This is a genomic window from Bacillus massilinigeriensis, assembly GCF_900111815.1.
In the GTDB taxonomy this organism is placed as follows: Bacteria; Bacillota; Bacilli; order Bacillales; family Cytobacillaceae; genus Mesobacillus_C; species Mesobacillus_C mediterraneensis.
This window is the reverse complement of the sequence record NZ_LT630004.1, coordinates 903,447-926,283: the sequence shown is the minus strand read 5'-3', so window position 1 is coordinate 926,283 and position 22,837 is coordinate 903,447. Positions and strand designations below refer to the sequence as shown.

Here is a 22,837-nt window from a genome sequence, read left to right as displayed (position 1 = left end):
TTCGCTCTTAAAGTCAGAATTATCATTTGATTTAAGTATGAGAATACCAATACAATATGTCAATATATTTATAGCTTTAGACTATATACATAAAGTGGGGACAGGTAATGGAATTCGTCAACTTCGCTATTTTACCACCATCGTAAAAGAAATAAAGAACAGCCCGCCCTAAAAAAGCATGGACGGACTGTTCTTTATCTTCTTTTGTTCGATAGCGCAAATTCTATCGTTGGTCCTTTAAAGGAAAAGAACTCGCTAATATTTCAAGACGGGTAATCATTTATGATGGTAACCATGAGTACATGTAGCTTTCATCTTCTATTTCCTGCGCTTTTTTTACAATGCGGAGCGGTTTGAAGGTATCGATCATCACAGCTAGCTCAAGCGTCTCTTTTTTACCGATGCTCGCCTCTGTTTTTCCCGGGTGAGGGCCATGAGGGATTCCGCTTGGATGCAATGTAATTGATCCTTCCTTGATGCCCTTGCGGCTCATGAAATTTCCTTCGACATAGTAAAGCAGTTCGTCGCTATTAACATTGCTGTGATAATAAGGCGCGGGAATGGCTTCACGATGATAGTCATATAGCCTCGGTACAAAAGAACATACAACAAAATTCTGACCTTCAAAAGTCTGATGGACTGGCGGCGGCTGATGGATCCTTCCGGTAATCGGTTCAAAATCGGAGATATTAAACGCCCATGGATACAAATAACCATCCCAGCCAACCACATCAAAAGGATGATGGTTCAGGATATGGCGGTGCAAATGTCCGCGTGATTTCGTCAGTATTTCAAAATGGCCCTTTTCCGTAAATGTGTCGAGCTTCTCCGGTCCTCTAATATCCCGCTCACAAAACGGACTATGTTCTAGCAGCTGGCCATATTCATTCCGATATCTTTTCGGCGTTGTGATTTGGCTGAAGGATTCAACAAATAGGGCTTTTGTCGTTTGCCCTTGATCCGGCATCACCTTATATACTGTTCCGATTGGAATGATGATATAATCTCCCGCTTTATAGCGAATGCTTCCGAACATCGTTTCGATGATACCTGACCCGTGGTGAATATAGAACATTTCATCACCGTCACCATTTCTCATGTAACATTTCATCTGTTCCGTGATAATTGCTGTCCCGATCAGCAAATCCTCATTCCCAAGCAAATATTCCCTACTCGTATGTCCATCACCGCATTTTTTCATTCTATCCGTTAAAAAGTGCCTATGCCGGAGGGAACTTTGTTCTTCATACTCTGGCAAATAACTCCCTACATATTCAGATGCCGCTACTTCTGTCGGCATATGGTGATGGTAAAGAATGGACTGGGTTCCGGAGAAACCTTTTGTTCCCATTACTTGCTCTCTAAAGAGATTCCCGTCTTCTCTTCGGAAAATTGTATGGCGTTTTTTCGGAATCTCTCCAAGCTTTCGATAATACATTTAGACACCTTCTTTCCCTATTTCATTCTTCAGGACGCCTAAGCCTTCTATTTCAAGTTCTACCAAGTCCCCTGGTTCCAGCCAGCCATGCGTATCAGTGCCAAGTTCAAGAATGCATCCTGTGCCAACAGTTCCGGAACCGATGATTTCACCAGGGTATAATGTTGTCCCCTGAGAAGCACGTTCTATCATTTCAGCGAAAGAATAATATAAATCCTTTGTATTTCCTCTGGAAAGTTCTTTTCCATTTACCCTTGCAACCATTGATAAATCAAAACCTTTTCCAGACTTCTTGCTTTGCAGTTCATCTTTTGTAATCAGATAAGGCCCTATTGATGTCGAAAAGTCTTTTCCTTTAGCAGGGCCAAGCCCGACTTTCATTTCTTTTCTTTGAATATCCCGCGCACTCCAGTCATTCATGATCGTATAGCCAAAAATAAACTCTTCCGCTTCCTCTCTTTTAATATTTTTTCCTTCCTTTCCAATGACGCAAGCGATTTCCAGTTCGTAATCAAGCCAGGAGCAGCCTGGTGGACAATAAATCTGCTCCTCTGGACCGGTGATGGCAAGGTGGTTAGAAAAATAAAACACGGGGAATTCATACCATTCCGGCACCATATCTAGCCCGCGATTACTTCTGGCTGTTTTCACATGCTGCTCAAAAGAATAAAAGTCTCTCATGCTAACAGGATTAGGTAGCGGTGCATTTAAAGAAGTATCCGGTAGCCGAAAGGTAATACCGCTTTCCAATAACGAACGATTAGAGCGGATATATTCCATGTACTGCTCTTGGCCGCGAAGGAAATCAAGCATATTATCTGGCAGGAATCCATTTGAATTATGATGAATGTCAATCAATCTATCACCCGAAATCAGCAAGCCCGCTCGATTTGCCCCGTCATTGTCTACAAATGTTAAAAATTTCATGATTCCACCTATTTTCTTTGTATCTCAAACATTTTTGCCATTGGCAGTGTATAGGCTGCTCCTGCCATTCGGCCAACTGGATTTAATTTTTCTGTATTGATTCGACCGTTTTTATATAGTTCATTTGAGACTGCAACATGGAGCACCTTGCCGATTACAAGGCTGCCTCCCCCTGCCTCCTCGCCATAATGCAGGACTTGGTCCAAAACACACTCTAGATGAACTAGCGATTCTTTTACCCGCGGAGGTTTCACCGTTATGCTGCGTTCTTTACCGAGACCAACCGCTTCGAATTCATCAACATTGTATGGCAATTCTGCACTGCATGCATGCATTTGTTGTACTAGTGGCTCTCCAACGATATTAATGACAAACTCACCTGTTTCTTCAATATTACGTAATGTATCTTTCTTTTTCCCATCGCTTCCCCTCCGCATTGGAGAAAAACAAACCATCATTGGGTTCGCACATATGGCAGTAAAGAAGCTAAAAGGAGCAAGATTATCTTGACCATAAGCATTGGTGGTTGAAACAAAAGCGATGGGTCGCGGCAGGATAGAACCTACAAGAAGCTTATAAGCATCTTTCCATTGCAGTGATGCCGGATTAATTTCCATTTTTCATACCACTCTTTCCTGAAGGCTTTGCAGCACAGCAATTGCATATTCGTTATCTTCCCTTGTTCCAATCGTTATCCTGAAAGAATCCAAAGTGCCACCGGACTTCATCGCAAATGGCCTTACGAGTACACCGTTCTCTTTCAGCCTCATTATCTCGTTGGGATTAGCTTTCACAAAAAGGAAATTTGTTTCCGAATCGTAACATTCCATCCCTAATTGCTCAAAAGCACCTTTTAAAAATTTCCGTTCCACTGCATTCTTCTTTGTAACCTCCAAAACGAACTCCTTGTCAGCTAATGCAGCAGATGCAGCAGCCTGCGCCATGCAGTTTACATTAAAGACTTCCCTTACTTTGTGGAGGTTGTTGTTAATTTCACTATTCATTATTCCATATCCTATACGCAGCCCCGCAAGCCCATAGATTTTCGAAAAAGTCCTCAATATCACAAGATTTTTCATTTGCTGCAGCAGCGAGATGGAGTCGGGGTAATCATCACATTGAACATATTCAAAGTATGCTTCATCGAGAATAACCAGAACATGAGATGGAATAGCGGAAAGGAACTGGAAAAGTTCCTTTTTCCTAATTATCGTACCAGTTGGATTATTCGGATTGCAGACGAAAATCACCTTAGTCCTTTCGTTCACCGCATCAATCATCGCTTCAAGATGATGCCTCCCCTCCCTCAATGGCACGGTTACCGCTTTACCACCTTCTATCAAAACATTTGTTCTATAACGCGGGAAGGTTAAATCAGCCATAATGGCTTCCTCACTATGATTAAGATAGGCGCGCACGATAAGCCGGATAATTTCCTCCGACCCGTTTGCCACAAGAATCTGGTTTTCCTCTACCCTATAAAAGCTGGACAGCCTTTGAACAAGCTCTATCGCCATTCCATTCGGATATCGATGAAGACTAGCTGCTTCCTGAGCTAATGCTTCCTTTACAAGCGGAGAGAAGCCATAAACATTTTCATTTTCAGACATTCTCCTGACATTATCTATCCCGTATTGACGCCTTACTTCCTCGACTGAATCGCCAAGGGCATATGGCATAATTGGAACAATTTCCTCCCGTGGTTTAATCGTCATACTCTTCCTCCTATTGTTCATGACGAAAAGGGAGCATTTGCCCCCCTAGTCATCATTACAAGTTTCCACGTCTTTCTTGTTCTCGTTCAATTGATTCGAACAGCGCTTTGAAGTTCCCCTCACCAAAACCTCGGGCGCCTTTGCGTTGGATAATTTCAATGAATAATGTCGGACGGTCGACAATTGGCTTCGTAAAAATTTGCAAAAGATAACCTTCATCATCCCGATCGACAAGAATACTAAGCTCGCGAAGCTTCTCTATTTCTTCATCAATCTCGCCAACCCGTTCCGATAGCATGTCATAGTAAGAATCAGGAGTTTGAAGAAATTCCACTCCATTTTTCCTTAGAGCAGCTACAGTGCTAACAATATCCTCCGTCAATACAGCCAGATGCTGAACACCAGGCCCATTATAAAAGTCGAGATATTCTTGGATTTGCGATTTGCGCTTCCCTTCTGCGGGTTCATTGATTGGAAACTTAATCCGACCTCCATTATGCATTACCTTTGACATGAGGGCAGAATATTCCGTCGTGATATCCTTGTCGGAAAAATGCTTCATTTCCTTGAATCCCATAACATTTGCGTAATAATTCACCCATTCTTCCATTCTCTCGACATTCCCAACGACATGGTCAATTCCGATTAGACCAACTTCTTCATTGGAAACCGTGGTACTATAGGATACAAACCCTGGAAGAAATATACCTTGATAGTTTTTCCGTTCTACAAGCGTATGGATGGTGTCACCATATGTACCGATAACAGCCTTTTTTACTGTCCCATCCTCATCATTCACTTCCATAGGAGGCTGCACTTCAATTGCCCCTCGGCTCACCGCTGCTTTATATGCTTCCTCCACATCCTCAACAGTAAGAGCAATATCCTTGACTCCATCACCATGCTTTTTTGTAAACGCTGCTACTCTGCTGCTTTCCGTGTACGAGCCTGTTATAACAAGCCTGATTTTCTCCTGGCGTAAAACATAGGAAACCGTTTCGCGATTTCCTGTTTCAAGCCCTGAATAGGCCACGACCTTAAACCCGAAAGCAGTCTGGAAATAGTGTGCGGTTTGCTTTGCATTTCCTGTATAAAGCTCAAGGTAATCAACTTCTTTAACCGGAAAGAAATCCTTTTGTGTCATCCCTGTTAAATTTGTTACCTTCTGCATACTGTCGCCTCCTTTTATTTTATAAATATTCCAAATTATTTTACAATTATCCATCTACTTTTCTCAAGAGCATGATGTAAAGCTATAATACTGTTATGCGATAAAGCAGTACAACTATACTTTCACGCCTTGTTTTTTCGGGAGTAGATGGATAGCGCTACCTTTCAAGGCTTCTGCTGCTTCAAGAAAAGCTTCATTCACGCTTGGATGAGGGTAAGACGGAAAGATAATATCCTCATGTCTTGCTGCCATCTCCAGTGCGGTGATTCCATTTGAGATCATCTCGACTGCACCTTGCCCCATGAGGTGAACACCTAAAAGGGAATCCGTTCTCTTATCAAAAATAATTTTCGCCAATCCTTCTTTTTTCCCAAGAATCGAAGCATATCCGTTTGAAGCAATCGGGAATTCTCCTGTCCCTACTTGAAACCCTTTCTCAATTGCTTCTTCTTCCGTCAAACCGACCACTGCAATAGGAGGAATTGTCTGCACGACTGTTGGCAGATAAGTAAAATCTTCTTCACTTTTTTCCCCACCAATCTTTTCTGCAGCAACCTTTGCTTGTCTGATCGCCTTTGAAGCAAGCGCCTTTCCTCCAGCTACATCCCCAACAGCATAAATATGAGGAATGGAAGTTCTACATGAGGAATCTGTGAGGATAAAACCATCCTCTGAAAGCTCGATACCTATCCGGTTGATTCCTAAATGATCTATATTTGGCTCGATGCCAAGTGAATAGAAAAGATGCGTTCCCGTGAACAGTTTTTGTTTCGTCTCATTCATTAAACTAACGGAAATATCATCCTTGTCAGCTATCACTTTGATTGAACTTGTATTCTTCAAAACGGTGATACCTGATTTTTTCAGAACTCTTGTAAGTTCTCGGTTGATCGATGCATCAAAATCCCAGCCACTTTTTCCTTCAGGTAAAATGATGGTTACGTCAGAACCGAATGAGCGGAATGCCATCGCTGTTTCAAGCGCAATGTAATCATCTCCCATGACGATAAGAGAATGAGGGACTTCTGTCAGCTCGAAGATATTCCAAGCATTGAAGATTCTCGAGTCATCTGTAGGAGCCCCTTCCAAGCTGCGCGGCACCCCTCCTGTGGCGATAATCGCGGAAGTAAAACGATATACTTCATAGCAATCCCCCTCTTCTACGCCAATTCTGTCATCCGATAGGAAAAACGCATTTCCTTTCAGGATCTCCACCTTGTTTTCTCTGCATAATGACTTCACACCTTCACGAAGCTGACTTATCATTCTATTTTTATAGTCTGCAAGCTTCGTAAGTTCTATGGTGATTTGGGAGGTTAGAATTCCGAGTTCTTTATTTCGTTTTGCATCATGATATCTTTCTGCAGCATGTGTATACACTTTGGAAGGGATACAGCCTTTATTCAGGCATACGCCTCCGAGCAGGGACTTCTCCACCAATGTTACTTGTTTGCCAAGCTGCGCCGCTCGAATGGCAGCATGATATCCCCCTGGTCCACCGCCAATGATGATAAGTTCCCGTTCATGCGCTAGTTCGCCAACAACCATTATCTCAACTCCAAAACCAATAAATTCGGATTTTCTATTAGTTCTCTGAAACGATTTGTGAATGCAACGGCTGTTGCTCCGTCGGCAACACGGTGATCAAAGGACATCGATATATTCATCATCGAACGGACAGCAATTTCATCATTTTTGATGACAACAGGTCTTTTCTTCGTCTTATGAAAGGAGATAAGCGCAGTTTGGGGATGCTGGATAATCGGCGTAGCTCCAATACTCCCTCCGAGCGGTCCAACATTGCTGATTGTAAAAGTACCGCCGGCTGTTGCCTTAAGCGAAAGCGTGCCGTCTAGCGCTTGTTTCGTCACTGCCTTGCATTCTTGATGAATCTCTCCAACGCTCTTGCGCTCCACATTGTGAAGTACCGGAACAACCAATCCATCAGGCGCATCCACCGCAACCCCTAAATGATGTTCTTTCAATAGAACAATCTCTTCTCTTTCCTCGTCCAACCTTGCATTAAATACAGGATACTCCCTCAAGGCTACCGATAATGCTTTCATGAAGAAAGCCGTTGCCGATACTTGCCGATTATGCTCTCTCAATTGCTCTCTCAGCAGCATTAATTCTGTCATATCGATTTCTTCAAAATGAGTGCAATGCGGAATAGTATATAGGGACTGGACCATTTTTTTGGCAATAGCTTTACGCCGTCCTCGAAATGGCAATTTGACATTCTCATCTTTTTGAAGCTGCTGCGCTGCATTTTCCCTATGGCTCCGTTCAAATACGGGTTCTGAACCTTCCGAAAGGGTTTCGGTTATAGGTTCCGAAGAGTTCGTAACCTTTTCGGAAGCAGGTTTTGAAATCCTCGAAACCTCATTCTTCCGCTTTTCTACCAGCTGTAAAACATCACCCTCTGTAATTCTTCCGGCAGGACCAGTGCCTGTAACTTCCTCGATACTTATCGTGTTTTCCCGGGCAATTTTCCGTGTATATGGTGATGCGAGAATTCTTGGCGGCGTGCTGCCCGTTATTTCCTTTTTATCAACGGTTTCCTCACTCGCTCCCAATATAAGAAGCGTTTCCCCCACCTTTGCGGTCTCGCCGGGCTTCTTTAGTATTTCACGGACTATCCCGGCAATTGGAGAAGGAATTTCTGCTGTCATTTTATCTGTCTGTACTTCAATGAGAGGTTCATCAGCCTTAACCACATCCCCAGGTTTCACCAAATAACAATTTATATCCGCTTCCGTCATTCCCTCTCCTATATCATGAAGCTTTACTTCCACTATATTCGCACCTCCTAAAATCTCATTACTTTTTCAATTGCTGCTTCAACACGCCTAGGTGTAGGCAAGTAATGATCCTCATATCCGAAATAAGGGACAGGGGTATCAAATCCTGTCACTCTCGATACAGGTGCTTTTTGATAAAGAAAAGCCTCATCATTTATGAGTGAAACGAGATCATTTCCAATACCGCCTGTTTCGTGAGCTTCATGGACGATGACGGTTCTTCCCGTTTTCTGGACAGATTCGATTACCAAGTCTTTATCTAAGGGGTATAATGTCCTTAGGTCAAGAACTTCACAACCTATCCCTTTATGCTTCATGCTCTCTGCTGCTTTCATGGCAATGGGTACCATCGCTCCCCAAGCAATAACAGTGACATCCCTGCCTTCTGCTAACTTCTTTCCTTTTCCAATCTCGACCCTGTAAACCCCTTCTGGTATTTCTTCTTTTGCTGCTCGATAGCTTCTCATCGGTTCAAGGAAAAGTACTGGATCGTTATCTTCAATCGCAGCAATTAAAAGTCCTTTTGCATCATATGGAGTTGACGGACAGACAACCTTGATCCCTGGCATATGGGTAAAAAGCGATTCTGTACTATCGCAATGAATTTCAGGCGCCCTTACACCCGCACCATACGGAGCCCTAATAACCATCGGTACATGATAATGCCCCATCGTCCGCATTCTGAGCCTTGAAACATGCGTCATAATTTGCTCGTAAGCAGGATAAATGAATCCTAGGAACTGTATTTCCACAACAGGCCGAAAACCGTTCACCGCTAGGCCGACCGCTGCACCGACAAAACCTGCTTCCGACAGTGGTGTATCCATCACTCGGTCTTCACTGTATTTCTCCTGCAAGCCGGCAGTAGCACGAAAGACACCTCCATTGACACCGATATCCTCCCCTAGAAGGACAACTTCCTCTCTAGATTCAAGGATGACATCAAGTGCATCTGTTATCGCCTGAATAAGCGTCAGATTTTTTGTCATTAATGCGGCCTTCATTTGGCACCTCCTCGCAAAAGTTTAATATATTCCGCTTTTTGCCTCTCAATCGTCCAAGTAGGCGTTTCGAATACGTAATCAAAAATTGCAGCAGGATCAGCGATTGGAGAACTCTCCATCTCCCGAATTGCGCGATCAATTTCATCCCCTGCGACATTTTCTATTTCCCGAACCCAGCTATCCTCATAGGAGCCATGCTGCTTCAGCCACCTTTCAAGGCGTAGCAGCGGGTCTGTTTCCTTTCGCTTGTTGTTGCTTTCCGACTGATCTCGGTATTTTGTTGGATCATCCGCCGTTGTATGTGCGCCATATCGCCAAGTTACCGCCTCAATTAATGTCGGTCCCTCGCCGCGTCTTGCTCTTTCAAGCGCTCGCCTCGTCTCAGAATAAACCGCAAAGACATCGTTTCCATCGATTCTTACTCCAGGAATACTATAAGATAATGCTTTTTGCGCAATGGTAGGTGAATTCATTTGTTTAGTCACTGGAACGGAAATAGCATAATGATTATTTTGGCAAAAAAAGACAACTGGTGATTGGAACACACTAGCGAAATTTAAACCTTCATGGAAATCACCTTCAGAAGTTGCTCCATCGCCGAAATAGCAAATAGCGGCGTTTTTCGTTCCTTTTTTCTTTTCAGCAAGCGCCGCACCTGCTGCATGGGGAATCTGCGTAGCAATCGGAATGGCAGGCGGGAAGATATTCTTCCCTTCAGGCGGTATGCAGCCTTCATTTCTTCCATTCCAAAACAGCAGTATATTCTTCAATGAATGCCCAAATAGTATTGCAGCTCCGTGATCACGGTAAGTTGGAAACATCCAGTCGCTGTTTTCTAGTGCAAGCGCACTTCCTGCCTGTGCTGCTTCCTGTCCCTCAAATGGTGCATAAGTACCTATTCGTCCTTGACGCTGCAAGCTTACTGCTTTTTTATCAAACAAGCGTATTTTCACCATCGCCTGATAAAACTCCTTGACCCTGTCCACGGTCACAAGGGCTTCATCATTCTTGGATACAATATGCCCGTTAGCATCCATAATGGTTAAGATGGGGAATTGCTCCTCCATAAGACCACCTCCAACTTAGACTTTTATCATATTGAAGTCCACCATGATTATTCTGTTAGTTCTTCTTATAGCCTGACAGCCCATTTCGGCCTTTTCATATGAGAAAAGAAACTGTTTCTTCTCGTTCTCGCTTCAATTCTGTCTTCACAAAATAGATTGGCAGCCTTAACGGTAGTAATACCTTCTTTTTCTGCTTGCTTGTATACGTTCAGCAAGGAGGTATAGATAGCCTTTGTCTTTCTTAAGACACGCTCCTTATTAGGAGAATATAGTTCATCCGCGACTTGAATGAGCCCTCCTGCATTAACGATATAGTCTGGTGCATAAAGAATTCCCAGATCCTGAAGTGATTTACCATGTCTTTCTTCCTTTAGCTGGTTATTAGCCGAACCGGCAACTGCTTTTACCTTTAGCTCGTCGATTGTATCATCATTTAGAATTCCACCAAGGGCACAAGGAACGAATACATCGGCAGGCTGTGAATAAATTTCGTCACGTTTTACAACCTTAATGCCTGCGCCCATTTTCCGTGCTTTTTTCGTAATACTATCGATGGCCGCCTCATTAATATCTGTAACATAAAGGTCAGCTCCATGTTCCAGCAGCACTTCCGCCACTTTGAAGCCTACTTTTCCTAGACCTTGTATCGCATATGACTTTCCGGAAAGGTCCTCGCTTCCCCAAACTGCCTTGCCTGTAGCCTGAAGCCCATAGATTACTCCTTGGGCAGTGGGAACGGAGGAATCTCCGCTGCCCCCATAAGCTTCATCCACACCTACTATGCAATTGGTTTCCTTTAGCGCATGGATGAAATCCTCGGGACTTGTTCCCATATCGGTTCCTGTATAAAAACGCCCATTGATTGACTCCACAAATTGCCCGAAAGCACGAAACAATTCAGGGCTTTTGTCTCGCTCAGGATCGCCGATAATAACCGCCTTTCCTCCTCCGAAATCGACATCTGCTGCTGCACATTTATACGTCATCCCTTTTGACAGTCTTAGAACATCTTCTAGTGCATCGTCTACTGATGTATATGGATACATCCTGCAGCCTCCAAGCGCAGGGCCAAGACTTGTGCTATGAATGGCGATGATAGCTTTCAAACCTGTTGATTCATCATTACAAAAGACAACTTGTTCATGCTCATTTATTTTCTCAAACATATCCACTTGTTTCCCCCTTTAATGCGTTAAGTAATGTTAGCGCTTTCAAATAATAAAAATTTAATTTTTTCTGTCTATGAAACTGGCAATCTTATCTTTTCGCAATATTACTTGCTTTACCTCTCCATGTCCGACAAGAGTGCCTTGGCATTCTGCTCTTACCTTCGTAATAACAGTGTCTTTTCGATATGAGGTAACAGTAGCAGTAAATTTTATAATGTCCCCTTCCATACATGGAGCGACATGCTTGATGGCAACTGCCCCTCCCATCCCTTCTTCATGATCTTTCAGATGGGAAAGGATTGTCTGTCTCGAAACCCATTCCATGTGGTAAACCATCGATACAGTAGAGTAGACAGGATGAACAAGTTCACCATTGAAACTAGCAAACATATCTGGCGTTACGGTCACTTCCATATCGGCTGAAATACCGACTCCAAATCCATTTCGCATTCCATCCCACCTTTTCACCATGTTTATATGTATAACGTTTATTTAACGATATCATAACATCACGTTAAACGATTAGTCAATAAATTGTAAGAAATTTTAATATTTTCAAAAAACAATTGTAATATAATTTTAATTTATGCGTTAGTTTCGTTTTAATCTAAAAAAAGCCGGCCTTCCTAAAAGGAAGCACCGACAATCATCAGCTTAGCAGGGCTCTGTCACTCGACATTTTTATACCTCTAATTCGCTGAAACTCGTTAAGTAAATCTTCAATCGTTAACTTTTCCTTCTCCTTTTCATCTGCTTCAAGGATAATCTGACCTTTATCCATCATAATTAGTTTATTGCCGAGATCAATGGCCTGCTGCATATTATGTGTCACCATAATGGTAGTTAGTCCGTATTTTCCGACGATTTCTTTTGTCAGTCCCGTAATCAGTTCCGCTCTTGATGGGTCTAGAGCGGCCGTATGTTCATCAAGGAGCAAGACAGAAGGTTCTGTGAAAGTTGCCATTAGAAGCGAAAGTGCCTGCCTCTCACCTCCTGACAGAAGTCCCACTTTCGCTGAAAGCCTTTCTTCTAAACCAAGGTGCAAAGATTCCAATACTTCTTTGAAATATTCCCGCCTTTTTTTGGTAACACCTCTTTTTAATGTCCGGATTTTATTCCTGCTGTATGCAATGGAAAGGTTTTCTTCAATCGTCATTGTTGGAGCTGTGCCTGCCATAGGGTCTTGGAAAACACGCCCGATCCATTTAGATCGTCTGTACTCCGTCAAGTAGGTTACATCTTTCCCGCCCAGCAGTACCGAACCATGATCAGGTTGGAGCACCCCGGAGATCATGTTCATCAGGGTTGATTTACCAGCACCATTACTGCCAATGACAGTGACGAAATCACCTTCTTCAAGTGTAAGGTTAATATTGTTCAATGCCACTTTCTCATCAGGTGTCCCTTCATTAAAAATCTTGTTAATCTGATTTAACTGTAGCACTAGTTTCACCCTTCCTTCCTGCAGGAACGGAGATTGGAGCAAACCCTTCCAAACGCCGGCTGATCCTTCGTTTCTTTTCCTTATATGCTGAGGCTATTTTCGGTGTGGTCAATGCGATGACCACAATAACCGCGGTAATCAATTTCATATCCCCCGGCTGGAGGAACTCTATTCTTAGTGCAACCGTGACAACAAGACGATATATAATGGCTCCGCCAATGACCGCAAGGGTAGTCCTGGCAATCGATTTTGTCCCGAAAATGGCCTCGCCAATAATGACAGATGCCAATCCAATGATGATCATCCCAATTCCCATTCCCGAATCAGCAAAACCTCCTTGTTGGGCAATCAGAGCACCTGAAAAAGCAACCAATGCATTGGACAGGCCTAAACCAAGAATGGTCATCAAACCGGTGTTCGAGGAAAAGCTTCGAATCATTCTCTTATTATCACCTGTCGCTCTTATGGCCAGCCCTACTTCTGTCTTCAGAAATGCATCAAGGAGAAATTTTATTGCAAGGGTGACTATGACCATCGAAAGAATGATTCCCCAAGATTTTGGCAGGTTTTCTCCTAGTCCTGCTTTCATCAAAATGCCATTGAGAACACCATCCAATCCAGTTTTTTCAGCAAAGCCGCTAACAGAAGTCATGGCAGTTTCGCTATTAAGCAGAGGAAGGTTCGCTTTCCCCATTATTCTTAAATTAATGGAGAAGAGGGCGATCATCATCAGAATCCCAGAAAGTAGTGCATTTACTTTTCCAGCAGTATGAATGATTCCGGTTAAGCAACCTGCTGCGAAACCTGCAAGAAGCGCAGCAAGAGTAGCAGCATACGGATTCACGCCGTTGATGATCATGATTGCTGCAACGGCAGCTCCTGTAACAAAACTGCCGTCCACCGTCAAGTCAGGAAAGTCCAAAACTCGAAAGGATAAATAGACTCCAAGAGCCATAATGGCATATATAATGCCAGATTCAAACGCTCCAAATATCGCAGTGAACAATGCTGATCATCCTTTCTCTATTCCTCAAAAAATTTCGCTTCTTTTCCCCATTCTTCCTTCACTTCTACACCCTGTGCCTCTGCAGCTTTCTTGTTGATAGTAAGTGTCAGAGATACTGGGAGTTCCACAGGCAGCTCTGAAACCTTTTTCTTTCCGGACAAGATTTCCGCCGCCATCAATCCTGACTGGTAACCGATATCATAGTAATCAAAACCGCTAGCAGCAACAGCCCCACGTTTCATTGAGTCCAGTTCTCCTACAAAAAGAGGAATCTTTTTATTATTTGCAACCGAAATGACGGATTCTAAAGCAGAAACTACCGTGTTATCTGTAGGAATATAAATTGCATCCACTCTTCCTACGAGCGACTCTGCGGCCTGTTTGACTTCTGCTGTTGTAGAGATGGAAGCTTCCGTCACCTTCGCTCCATTCGCTTCTGCAAGTTTCTTCACCTCTTTTAACTGAACCTCGGAATTCTGTTCGCCGGTGTTATATATCACGCCGATTTTCTTTGCTCCTATTTCCTCTGTAATAAACTCAATCGTCTTTTTCGTAGCATCAGGATGATTGTCCGTTGTACCGGTGATATTTCCGCCAGGCTTGTCTAATGATTCTACTAATCCGGAGCCAACAGGGTCCGTCACCGAAGTGAAAATGATAGGAATATTTTTTGTTGCATTCAGTGCTGCAGTAGCACTAGGCGTAGCATTCGCAAAAATGAGGTCAACCTTGTCCCCGACAAAATTGTTTGCAATTGTCGAAGTATTATTCTGGTCTCCCTGGGCATTTTGGAAGTCATAATCTACATTCTTGCCTTCCTTAAACCCTTTTTCAGCCATTGCCTCTTTAAAACCTTTCGTAGCAGCATCAAGGGAAGGATGCGTTGCAAATTGCGTAATTCCAACACTCACCATTTTTTCCTTCTTGCCATTTTCACTTGTCACTTCTTTTCCGCCACACCCTGCCAGCATGATAACGCCTGCTAGAACTAGTGAAATCGCCTTAACTGGTTTTCTCATTCCCATCCCCCTTAATATTCTTCCGACAAGCAATACATTTGCCGAATGATACTTATTTTTGATTACGCTGTTAACATATGATAGTAAGCTTCCACACCGTAAATACAACGTTATATTAACACCACGAAGAATTGATGTCAATATATTCAAAAAATTTAGTATCTTATGATTTTTTGTTTTTAATTAAACCACCTTCTGCCATGACAAGCAAGCATTTTTTTTCAAAATAAAAAACATGCTTGTAAAAGCATGTTTTTATCCTATCTTGTTTCCTGCTGCGGAAAGCGCCGCCCTTGCCTCCTCCATCATCCGGTCGAGAAGTTCGGCAACGGAAGGAATATCCGTAATCAATCCTGAAACCTGTCCGCCATTCATGAACCCTTCATCTTCCTTGCCTTCTAGTGCTCCTTTCTTATGTATTTCCTCTGTCGTCAAGTCGGCAAAGACTTCAGGTGTTATCCCTTCCGCTTCTCTTTGGAGCAAACAATGCGCATAGGATGTGTCCAGAAGCCTCCGTATTTTTCCGACTGAGCGGCCTACAATCACTGTTCCATGGTCATTTGCATCTAATAATTTCTGCTTGTATGAGTCATGAAAAGGGGCTTCCTTTGTTGCGATAAACCTTGTACCCATTTGGACTCCGCTAGCACCGAGACAGAGCATTGCAGCAAGTCCTTTTCCATCTCCAATTCCCCCGGCCGCAACTAAAGGGATGTTCACTCTGTTCAAAATCTGCGGAATCAAGGCAAGGGTGGTTGTTTCCAAAGCGGAATTGATACCTGCCGCTTCAAAGCCCTCCGCTACAAGAATATCAGCACCAGCTTTTTCTGCTTTTTCCGCCTGCTTAACAGATGCCACAACGGTAATCACTACTATTCCTTCATCATGAAGTTTACCGATGAATGGGGCAGGATTGCCTGCCGAGAGCGTTACAACAGCAAGCCTGTGTTTTACCGCAAGCTTTAGGATTGCCATAGGGTTGGGCGACACACTGAGCGCAACATTTAAAGAGAATGGCTTTTCTGTCAACTTCTTTGTTTCTATAATTATTTTTTCTACTTCATCTGCCGTCATCGTTCCTGCTCCTATTGTTCCAAGGCCGCCTGCTTCAGAGACAGCTGCTGTTAAAATAGCGTTGCTGATATTCCCCATTCCACCTTGGATAATAGGATAATGAATTCCTAGAATTGAGGTTATTCCATTCACAAAAATTCCTCCTTCGCTAAATTAATGTTATACTAATTTTAAGATTTTGACAATTAAGAAAAGGAGTGGTCATTTTGATTCTTTCCTATAATGGAAAACAGCCATCTGTTCATGAAACAGTATTCCAAGCCCCTGGATGCCATATTATTGGAGATGTAGTAATCGGAGAAAATTCAAGCGTTTGGTTTAACGCTGTTTTGCGTGGAGATGAAGATACCATTACTATTGGCAAGAGCTGTAGTATCCAAGACAATGCAACATGCCATCTTTACGAAGGGTCCCCACTTGAAATTGGAGACGAAGTAACAGTCGGGCATAATGTGATTCTTCATGGCTGTAGGATCCATAACCGATGCATCATCGGGATGGGTTCCACCATTCTTGACGGAGCAGTCATCGGTGAAGAGTGCATTATTGGGGCAAACACCCTTATCCCTGCTGGTAAAGTTATTCCACCGCGATCGCTTGTAGTCGGTTCACCAGGAAAGGTCATTAGGGAAATAGGAGAAAAAGATTTAGAACTGATACAGCTGTCCATTGATACATACGTTCAAAAAGGAAAGGAGTATAAAGAGGAGCTATCCAAATAAAAATAGGCAGCGGCCAATCCAAAGCCGCTGCCGTTCGGTTTTCCTTTAAACCCTTTTTACTACATCCTCAAATGGACGGCGGGTCTTTTCTCTTGGTTCCTTTACTCTGTAGCCAAAGGCAACCATTACTGAAATCTTAAAATGACCATCTTCCAGCAATCCCTCTTCCTCGAGAAGCTGATTCATGCTATCCGAATTGAATCCCTCAATCGGACAGGAATCCACACCTATTTGTGCTGCAGCTGTCATCATATTGGCCAAAGCAATATATGTCTGTTTTGATGCCCAATCAAAAAGCGGCCGATTTCCTTCGAGCAATCGAAAATCTTCTTTTTGAAATTCCTCAATTCTCTCTAAGTATTTCTCCATCATATCATTAGGCAGTTCTTTTACCTTTGAAAAGTGGTCCTTCAAATAATCAGTATCATATTTTGTATCCTTTATCGTCCGGGCAAGGATGACAACAAAATGGCTTGCCTCCGGAAGCTTACCGTAGGCGCCCCATGCGGTATTGCGGATTTTCTCGCGCAGTTCCTTGCTTTCAATCACTAGAAATCTCCATGGCTCGAAGCCAAAAGAGCTTGGAGATAATCTTCCCGTCTCTAGAATAAAGTCAAAGTCTTCTTCCGGAATCTTTCTTGAGGGATCAAACTCCTTTGTTGCATGCCGAAAATGAAAAGCTTGAAGAATCTCTTCTTTTTTTGCATCACCGTTAACCAAAGTCATTTCTCCTTCCTTTTTCTTATTCCACAAAGGTAACATATGATTCTTACTCTTTCATGTTATACGCTTAGCAAGGAAAAGTCCTTTTAAACACAATTATTCTAAAATATAGGGGTGATCCAATACATCATAATTTGCATTTTTATTTTTGAGCTCGTTTCCTTCACTGAATACAGATTCAAAAAAGCGGGAAGCAGGTTCTGCAAGCTCTTTATAGTATTCGCTGAAAAGTGAGGCGGCATGGCTCCCTAACCATTTATCCGGAAGCAGTTCCTCCGGCAGTCCTGGATCATAAAACAGGAATTTCCGGTACTCATGTACCAATTTTGCCCGTTCTACAAAACACTGTGCTTCCGTCATGCTTCCTTTTGCTATTTTATTTTTATCGATGATGTATTTTTGACTATATTCACCTATAAAGTCCTGATATCGCATATTGATTTCTTCTAGATTCCAGCTTTTCTCAACAATGCGTTGGTTTTCATGAGGTCCCTTATACTCCGCAAGGAAAAAATCAACGTATTGCGTAATATCATATTTTTCTATCAAATCATGGACCTCGCGTTCCAAACTGTTCGCAGATATCCAAAAACTGTTAGACATCGAGCCAAAACCGCTCCAAATCAATTCCTTTCTAAGTTCATCCCTAATATTACGGATTTCTTCTGGAATGCTGTACATAAGGATGCGCCATTTTCCGTCCCATTGCTCTGGTTTAAGCTTGAATATCCGCTTGCCAGCCTCATCAATCCGCTTCTGACCTCTAGGAGTGAGAGAGTAATAGCTTTTATTGCCGACCTTCTCGGCCTGCACCCAACCCTGCTTATTCATTCGGGATATAGCCGCCCTTACTGCCTGGTCGTTATGGCCAAATTCATTCAATAAGCGAATGAGGCTGCCAATCCAAATTTTGCTTCCATAATGGTAAATATAATCACCATAAAGTGTAAATATCATCGACCTTGTGTTCAAACTATAATCATCCTTTATTTTTATTAGACGGAAAGAAACCGTTATAAGATATTTTACAATATTATCACTACTTTAGAAATGAAAAAATCCATAGAGTCTCTCTCTATGGATTTTTCCATTATTGCGCCGTAAAAACCGGCTTGCGCTTTTCGCTGAATGCTTGGAGCGCCTCGGTCCTGTCTTTTGTTGGAATCGTCACTTCATATGCCTTTGTCTCAATAGCGAGTCCTGTTTCCAGAGTGACCCCAGAGCCTCTACTAATAGCGTATTTCGCTTGCCTTACAGCAATCGGTGCATTTTGCATGATTTCTTCTGCCAATTCCCGACAAGCTTCCATTACCTTGCCGGCTTCGACCATACTAGTAAGGATGCCAAGCTCCATTGCCATTTCTCCACGAATTTTTCTTGCTGTAAGAATAAGCTCTTTTGCCCTCATTTCACCGATCAGCCTTGTAAGACGTTGGGTCCCTCCAGCCCCGGGGATAATTCCCCAGCTTACTTCAGTTAAACCCATGAGTGTATTGCTCGATGCAATCCTGAAATCGCAGGCTAATATGAGTTCAAAGCCGCCTCCGAAAGCGACACCATTCACTGCAGCAATGGTCGGCTGAGGCAATTCTGATACCGCTTGAAAGACATCGCGGATTTTGTGCACATTGCGAATAACCTCATCTGAGGTCAGATTTTTCCGCTCCTTTAAGTCTGCCCCTGCACTAAAAGCCTTCTCACCAGCACCGGTAAAAATCACCACTTTTGTTTCATTGTCATGATGCAGGCTCTCAACTGTCTCTCCTAGCTCCCCAAGCGTTTCATAATTGAAGCAATTGTAAATTTCCGGACGGTTAATGGTAATATAGGCAATTCCATTTTCTTTTTGTGTAAGAATATTTTTCATCGCTTCTCTCCTATATTTTCAATAATTGTTGCAATTCCTTGCCCAACGCCGACACACATTGTTGCCATGCCAAACTTTTCTCCACTGCGCTTCATTTCATGGACAAGCGTTGTCAGGATTCTTGCCCCGCTTGCACCAAGCGGATGGCCAAAAGCAATTGCACCACCATTCACATTCACCTTAGTAGCATTCACTCCAAGTTCTTCTATGCATGCAATCGATTGTGCAGCAAAAGCCTCGTTCAACTCCATTAACCCTATATCTTCTATACAAAGCTTTGCTCGGCGCAATGCCTTTTGGGCAGCGTAAACTGGTCCCATTCCCATGATGGAAGGTTCGAGCCCAGCGACAGCTGAAGCCTTATAGAGAGCAAGGGGTTCTAATCCAAGTTCTTCTGCTTTTTCCCTGCTCGTTAATAGAAGCGCAGAAGCCCCGTCATTAACACCGGAAGCATTTCCGGCTGTTACGGTGCCATTGTCAAATAAAGGCTTAAGACGAGCCAATTTTTCCGCAGTTGTTCCTGGACGAGGGTGCTCATCTCTTTCGATGACAGATTCATTCCCTTTATGATCGACACTGATTACACGAATAATTTCATCCTTGAATTTTCCTGTCTCCATTGCTATTTGTGCACGAAGCTGACTCTTTGCTGCAAACTCATCCTGTGCGGTGCGAGAAATGCCATACCTTTTCGCAACATTTTCCGCCGTTTGCGGCATGCTGTCCGTCCCGTAGCGTTCTTCCAGTCTTGAATTGATGAAACGCCATCCAATCGTCGTATCGAACATTTCCATGTTTCCTCTTGGAAACTCCTTATTTGCCTTTGCCATCACGAAAGGCGCGCGCGTCATGCTCTCCGTACCTCCAGCAATGAAGATATCGCCTTCCCCTGCAATGATGGCTCTGGCAGCATAATTTACCGCATCTAAACCAGAACCGCAAAGCCTGTTCATTGTCGTTCCTGCCACATCTACGGGCAAACCAGCGAGCAAACCGGCCATTCTGGCAACATTTCGGTTATCTTCCCCTGCTTGGTTGGCATTCCCCATGATAACTTCCTCAATACACTCAGGGGAAACTCGCGGATTGCGCTCAACCAATGCTTTAATAACGACCGCTGCTAAATCATCCGGCCGAATATGACGCAAACTGCCATTGTATCTTCCTATCGGTGTTCTCACTGCATCAACGATGACCGCTTCCCTCATTGCAGCTCCTCTCTTTCCATTTCAACTATGATTTCACAGGATTCCGATAATCGTAAACGCCTCGTCCTGTCTTTCTACCAAGTCTTCCTGCTTTAACATACTGTTCCAAAAGCGGGGCAGGCCGGTATTTCTCTCCGAGCTTTTCGTGAAGATATTTTAAATTATTGTATCTTGTGTCAAGGCCAACTAAGTCGCCTAATTCAAACGGACCCATCGGATAGTTCAAACCAAGTTTGATAGCTTTGTCAATTTCCTCAGCTGTTCCAACGCCCTCCTGCAGCATGTAAAAGGCTTCATTCCCTACAAGCGCTGAGATCCTGCTTGTAACAAAGCCAGGAAATTCATTAACAGTAACCGTCTCCTTCCCCATTTGTTTTGCTACAAGGGAGATTGCTTGAGCTGTTTCATCACTTGTTTCCAAGCCGCGAACGATTTCAACTAATGGCATTAAATGAACAGGATTGAAAAAATGCATCGCTATCACTTTATCTGGCCGTTTTGTAAACGAAGCAATCTCCGTTGGGCTCATCGTCGAAGTATTTGTCGCAAATAGGCAATGTAATGGTGCATGCTGATCCATCACTTCAAAAATAGATTTCTTGATATCGATTTTTTCGGGTACTGCCTCAATGACAATATCCGCATCCTTAATATTCTCTGATAAAAATTTAGAATAAGTTAGCCGCTCGCTAGCATTCCTTGCTTCCTCTTCTGTTACTTTCCCGCGGGAAACACCTTTTTCAAAAATCGCATCAATGTCCCTCCGTGCATTCTCCAGCTGTTTTTCTTCAATATCGATAAGGAAGGTATGAAAGCCTCCAAGTGCGCTAACGTAGGCAATTCCCCTTCCCATGACACCGGAACCAATAATGACGAGTTTCTTCATTATATATGCCTCTCTTTCATCATGAAGGCGAGCACCCGATCGTGAGTGCTCGCTGCATTTTTATAAATTGAATGGGTTCAATGGCCTGCTGCCATAATAAGAAACGATGCTTTTCGTTTCTGTATAGAGATCCAGTGTCTCTATCGATAATTCACGGCCAAATCCTGATTGCTTATATCCACCGAACGGAGTTCCAGGAAATGCAGAGAACGGACAGTTCACCATAACGATTCCTGCTTGAATTTGTTTTGAAACTCTTGTTGCCCGGCCATAATCCTTGGTCCAAACCGCTGATCCAAGGCCGTAATCACTATCATTCGCTAACTGAATGGCTTCTTTTTCATCTTTAAACTTCATCACGACGACAACTGGTCCGAATATTTCCTCCTTGACCGCTTTCATGCTGTGGTTTGTCTCACTAATAATCGTCGGTTCATACCAGCAGCCATTTTCAAAACCTTCCGGTGCCGCTGGCTTGCCTCCTGCTAGAATCATCGCTCCATCTTCCGCAGCAGATTGCACATAGCTGTCGATTACATCCACTTGATGTTGACTGATAATTGCTCCAACATGCGTATCCTTATCGAACGGATTTCCAAGCTTCAGCATTTTCGTTTTCTCGACAAACTTCTCCATGAATGTATCATAAATACCCTCATGGACATACAGTCTTGAACGCGCTTCGCACGATTGACCCGTATTATAGAAAATCCCGAATAGGGATCCATCCACCGCGGCATCAACATCTGCATCATTAAAAATTATGCTTGGAGATTTCCCGCCAAGTTCAAGAGTGACACGTTTTAACGTCTTGGATGCCCGCGCCATGATATCTTTTCCAATAGGCGTTGACCCGGTAAATGCCACTTTGTCCACTTTGTCGTGTTCCACTAAGTAGTTTCCGATATCAGAACCGGAGCCCGGGATGACGTTAACTACACCCTCTGGGACACCCGCTTCCACACAGATTTCTCCGAGTACAATTGCTGTAAGCGGAGTAAGCGAAGCAGGCTTTACAATCACAGAGCAGCCCACAGCGATAGCGGGGGCAATTTTCCACGCGGCCATCATCAGCGGATAATTCCACGGAATAATTTGCGCACAAACGCCGACAGGCTCTTTTTCCGTTATATTTTGGAATGCGCCAGGCATGCTGTTGACAGCTCCACGATGGCTGACAATCGCACCTGCGTAGAATTCAAAATCCTCGATTGCCTGCATGACTTGTCCTTGTGCCGCAGAAAGCGATTTTCCCGTATCGAGGATCTCCAGCTCAACGAGTTCATTGAATCTCGCACGCATGATAGAAGCAATTTTATTCAAAGTTCTGGACCTTTTGTTCACAGGAAAATGACGCCATTTTCCAAAATCGAATGCATTTCGGGCAGCCTGTACTGCCTGTTCAGCATCTTCCCTTGATGCTTTTGAAACTGTTGCCACTTCTTCTCCTGTAGCTGGATTAAATACTTGATAAGTATCTCCATTGACGCTATCTTGACGCTGTCCGTTGATGATCAACTGATATCGTTCACGTTTTGTTTGGAGGGTTTCAAACTTTTGTTCTTTTATTGTTGCCAATACGAACATCTCCTCTTT

General features: G+C 43.3%; 22 protein-coding genes. 1 reads left to right on the top strand and 21 read right to left on the bottom strand.

The features are described from left to right. Positions 1-280: 280 nt before the first annotated feature. From BQ5796_RS04985 to BQ5796_RS04915, 15 genes are all read right to left on the bottom strand, one after another. The gene (locus BQ5796_RS04985) at positions 281-1,438 is read right to left on the bottom strand and encodes a homogentisate 1,2-dioxygenase (protein WP_071459222.1); all 1,158 of its coding nucleotides are present in this window, start codon (positions 1,436-1,438) and stop codon (positions 281-283) included. Then, positions 1,439-2,365, bottom strand: a complete 927-nt coding sequence (locus BQ5796_RS04980) for a fumarylacetoacetate hydrolase family protein (protein ID WP_071459221.1) — start codon at positions 2,363-2,365, stop codon at positions 1,439-1,441. It abuts the gene before it with no gap. Between the two features lie 8 nt (positions 2,366-2,373). Next, positions 2,374-2,982, bottom strand: coding sequence for a flavin reductase family protein (locus BQ5796_RS04975; RefSeq protein ID WP_071459220.1), 609 nt, complete (start codon positions 2,980-2,982; stop codon positions 2,374-2,376). A 3-nt stretch (positions 2,983-2,985) separates the two neighbouring features. Next, positions 2,986-4,080, bottom strand: coding sequence for a histidinol-phosphate transaminase (hisC, locus tag BQ5796_RS04970; protein ID WP_071459219.1), 1,095 nt, complete (start codon positions 4,078-4,080; stop codon positions 2,986-2,988). Positions 4,081-4,135: 55 nt separating this feature from the next. Then, the gene (hppD, locus tag BQ5796_RS04965) at positions 4,136-5,251 is read right to left on the bottom strand and encodes a 4-hydroxyphenylpyruvate dioxygenase (RefSeq protein ID WP_071459218.1); all 1,116 of its coding nucleotides are present in this window, start codon (positions 5,249-5,251) and stop codon (positions 4,136-4,138) included. Positions 5,252-5,365: 114 nt separating this feature from the next. Then, positions 5,366-6,799: a dihydrolipoyl dehydrogenase gene (gene lpdA / locus BQ5796_RS04960; protein ID WP_071459217.1), complete on the bottom strand. Its 1,434-nt coding sequence runs from the start codon at positions 6,797-6,799 to the stop codon at positions 5,366-5,368. Continuing rightward, a complete protein-coding gene (locus BQ5796_RS04955) occupies positions 6,799-8,046 on the bottom strand; it encodes a dihydrolipoamide acetyltransferase family protein (RefSeq protein WP_071459216.1) in 1,248 nt (415 codons plus the stop codon). Before BQ5796_RS04955 ends, lpdA begins: the two co-directional genes overlap by 1 nt. Before the next feature lie 14 nt (positions 8,047-8,060). Next, complete coding sequence (locus BQ5796_RS04950) at positions 8,061-9,056, bottom strand: alpha-ketoacid dehydrogenase subunit beta (RefSeq protein WP_071459215.1); 996 nt, start codon at positions 9,054-9,056, stop codon at positions 8,061-8,063. Beyond that, the gene (gene pdhA, locus BQ5796_RS04945) at positions 9,053-10,123 is read right to left on the bottom strand and encodes a pyruvate dehydrogenase (acetyl-transferring) E1 component subunit alpha (RefSeq protein ID WP_071459214.1); all 1,071 of its coding nucleotides are present in this window, start codon (positions 10,121-10,123) and stop codon (positions 9,053-9,055) included. Before pdhA ends, BQ5796_RS04950 begins: the two co-directional genes overlap by 4 nt. 65 nt (positions 10,124-10,188) lie before the next feature. Further along, a complete protein-coding gene (locus BQ5796_RS04940) occupies positions 10,189-11,289 on the bottom strand; it encodes a Leu/Phe/Val dehydrogenase (RefSeq protein ID WP_071461152.1) in 1,101 nt (366 codons plus the stop codon). A gap of 60 nt (positions 11,290-11,349) precedes the next feature. Then, on the bottom strand, positions 11,350-11,742 hold the full coding sequence (locus BQ5796_RS04935; protein ID WP_071459213.1) for a thioesterase family protein: 393 nt from the start codon (positions 11,740-11,742) through the stop codon (positions 11,350-11,352). Positions 11,743-11,941: 199 nt separating this feature from the next. Then, the gene (locus tag BQ5796_RS04930) at positions 11,942-12,736 is read right to left on the bottom strand and encodes an ABC transporter ATP-binding protein (protein WP_071459212.1); all 795 of its coding nucleotides are present in this window, start codon (positions 12,734-12,736) and stop codon (positions 11,942-11,944) included. Further along, on the bottom strand, positions 12,714-13,742 hold the full coding sequence (locus BQ5796_RS04925; RefSeq protein ID WP_071459211.1) for an ABC transporter permease: 1,029 nt from the start codon (positions 13,740-13,742) through the stop codon (positions 12,714-12,716). Before BQ5796_RS04925 ends, BQ5796_RS04930 begins: the two co-directional genes overlap by 23 nt. A 17-nt stretch (positions 13,743-13,759) precedes the next feature. Further along, entirely contained in the window at positions 13,760-14,761 is a 1,002-nt protein-coding gene (locus BQ5796_RS04920) for an ABC transporter substrate-binding protein (RefSeq protein WP_071459210.1), read from the bottom strand. Positions 14,762-15,016: 255 nt separating this feature from the next. Next, positions 15,017-15,967: an NAD(P)H-dependent flavin oxidoreductase gene (locus tag BQ5796_RS04915; RefSeq protein WP_071459209.1), complete on the bottom strand. Its 951-nt coding sequence runs from the start codon at positions 15,965-15,967 to the stop codon at positions 15,017-15,019. A 74-nt stretch (positions 15,968-16,041) separates the two neighbouring features. On the opposite strand from BQ5796_RS04915, the gene BQ5796_RS04910 reads away from it, so the two are divergent. Next, positions 16,042-16,557: a gamma carbonic anhydrase family protein gene (locus BQ5796_RS04910; RefSeq protein ID WP_071459208.1), complete on the top strand. Its 516-nt coding sequence runs from the start codon at positions 16,042-16,044 to the stop codon at positions 16,555-16,557. A 45-nt stretch (positions 16,558-16,602) separates the two neighbouring features. Here the strand turns inward: BQ5796_RS04910 and BQ5796_RS04905 are convergent, their stop codons facing one another. From BQ5796_RS04905 to BQ5796_RS04880, 6 genes are all read right to left on the bottom strand, one after another. Continuing rightward, positions 16,603-17,277 carry an NAD(P)H-dependent oxidoreductase gene (locus BQ5796_RS04905; RefSeq protein WP_234969307.1) on the bottom strand — a complete coding sequence of 225 codons (675 nt, stop codon included), beginning with the start codon at positions 17,275-17,277 and terminating at the stop codon, positions 16,603-16,605. Between the two features lie 99 nt (positions 17,278-17,376). Continuing rightward, positions 17,377-18,252: a phenylacetic acid degradation operon negative regulatory protein PaaX gene (paaX, locus tag BQ5796_RS04900; protein WP_071459207.1), complete on the bottom strand. Its 876-nt coding sequence runs from the start codon at positions 18,250-18,252 to the stop codon at positions 17,377-17,379. Positions 18,253-18,370: 118 nt separating this feature from the next. Then, positions 18,371-19,147 (bottom strand): enoyl-CoA hydratase-related protein, encoded by a 777-nt coding sequence (locus tag BQ5796_RS04895; protein WP_071459206.1) that lies wholly within the window; start codon positions 19,145-19,147, stop codon positions 18,371-18,373. Next, positions 19,144-20,355: a thiolase family protein gene (locus tag BQ5796_RS04890; protein WP_071459205.1), complete on the bottom strand. Its 1,212-nt coding sequence runs from the start codon at positions 20,353-20,355 to the stop codon at positions 19,144-19,146. Before BQ5796_RS04890 ends, BQ5796_RS04895 begins: the two co-directional genes overlap by 4 nt. Positions 20,356-20,380: 25 nt before the next feature. After that, positions 20,381-21,241, bottom strand: a complete 861-nt coding sequence (locus BQ5796_RS04885; protein WP_083413046.1) for a 3-hydroxyacyl-CoA dehydrogenase — start codon at positions 21,239-21,241, stop codon at positions 20,381-20,383. Between the two features lie 60 nt (positions 21,242-21,301). Then, the gene (locus BQ5796_RS04880; protein ID WP_071459203.1) at positions 21,302-22,819 is read right to left on the bottom strand and encodes an aldehyde dehydrogenase family protein; all 1,518 of its coding nucleotides are present in this window, start codon (positions 22,817-22,819) and stop codon (positions 21,302-21,304) included. Positions 22,820-22,837 lie beyond the last annotated feature (18 nt).

Bases quoted from the DNA above. Each gene is read 5' to 3' on its own strand.
- BQ5796_RS04985 (WP_071459222.1), bottom strand. From the start codon at position 1,438: ATGTATTATCGAAAGCTTGGAGAGATTCCGAAAAAACGCCATACAATT.
- BQ5796_RS04920 (WP_071459210.1), bottom strand. From the start codon at position 14,761: ATGAGAAAACCAGTTAAGGCGATTTCACTAGTTCTAGCAGGCGTTATC.
- BQ5796_RS04895 (WP_071459206.1), bottom strand. From the start codon at position 19,147: ATGAAAAATATTCTTACACAAAAAGAAAATGGAATTGCCTATATTACC.
- hisC (WP_071459219.1), bottom strand. From the start codon at position 4,080: ATGACGATTAAACCACGGGAGGAAATTGTTCCAATTATGCCATATGCC.
- BQ5796_RS04975 (WP_071459220.1), bottom strand. From the start codon at position 2,982: ATGGAAATTAATCCGGCATCACTGCAATGGAAAGATGCTTATAAGCTT.
- BQ5796_RS04885 (WP_083413046.1), bottom strand. From the start codon at position 21,241: ATGAAGAAACTCGTCATTATTGGTTCCGGTGTCATGGGAAGGGGAATT.
- BQ5796_RS04950 (WP_071459215.1), bottom strand. From the start codon at position 9,056: ATGAAGGCCGCATTAATGACAAAAAATCTGACGCTTATTCAGGCGATA.
- BQ5796_RS04980 (WP_071459221.1), bottom strand. From the start codon at position 2,365: ATGAAATTTTTAACATTTGTAGACAATGACGGGGCAAATCGAGCGGGC.
- lpdA (WP_071459217.1), bottom strand. From the start codon at position 6,799: ATGGTTGTTGGCGAACTAGCGCATGAACGGGAACTTATCATCATTGGC.
- pdhA (WP_071459214.1), bottom strand. From the start codon at position 10,123: ATGGAGGAGCAATTCCCCATCTTAACCATTATGGATGCTAACGGGCAT.
- BQ5796_RS04890 (WP_071459205.1), bottom strand. From the start codon at position 20,355: ATGAGGGAAGCGGTCATCGTTGATGCAGTGAGAACACCGATAGGAAGA.
- BQ5796_RS04935 (WP_071459213.1), bottom strand. From the start codon at position 11,742: ATGCGAAATGGATTTGGAGTCGGTATTTCAGCCGATATGGAAGTGACC.
- hppD (WP_071459218.1), bottom strand. From the start codon at position 5,251: ATGCAGAAGGTAACAAATTTAACAGGGATGACACAAAAGGATTTCTTT.
- BQ5796_RS04940 (WP_071461152.1), bottom strand. From the start codon at position 11,289: ATGTTTGAGAAAATAAATGAGCATGAACAAGTTGTCTTTTGTAATGAT.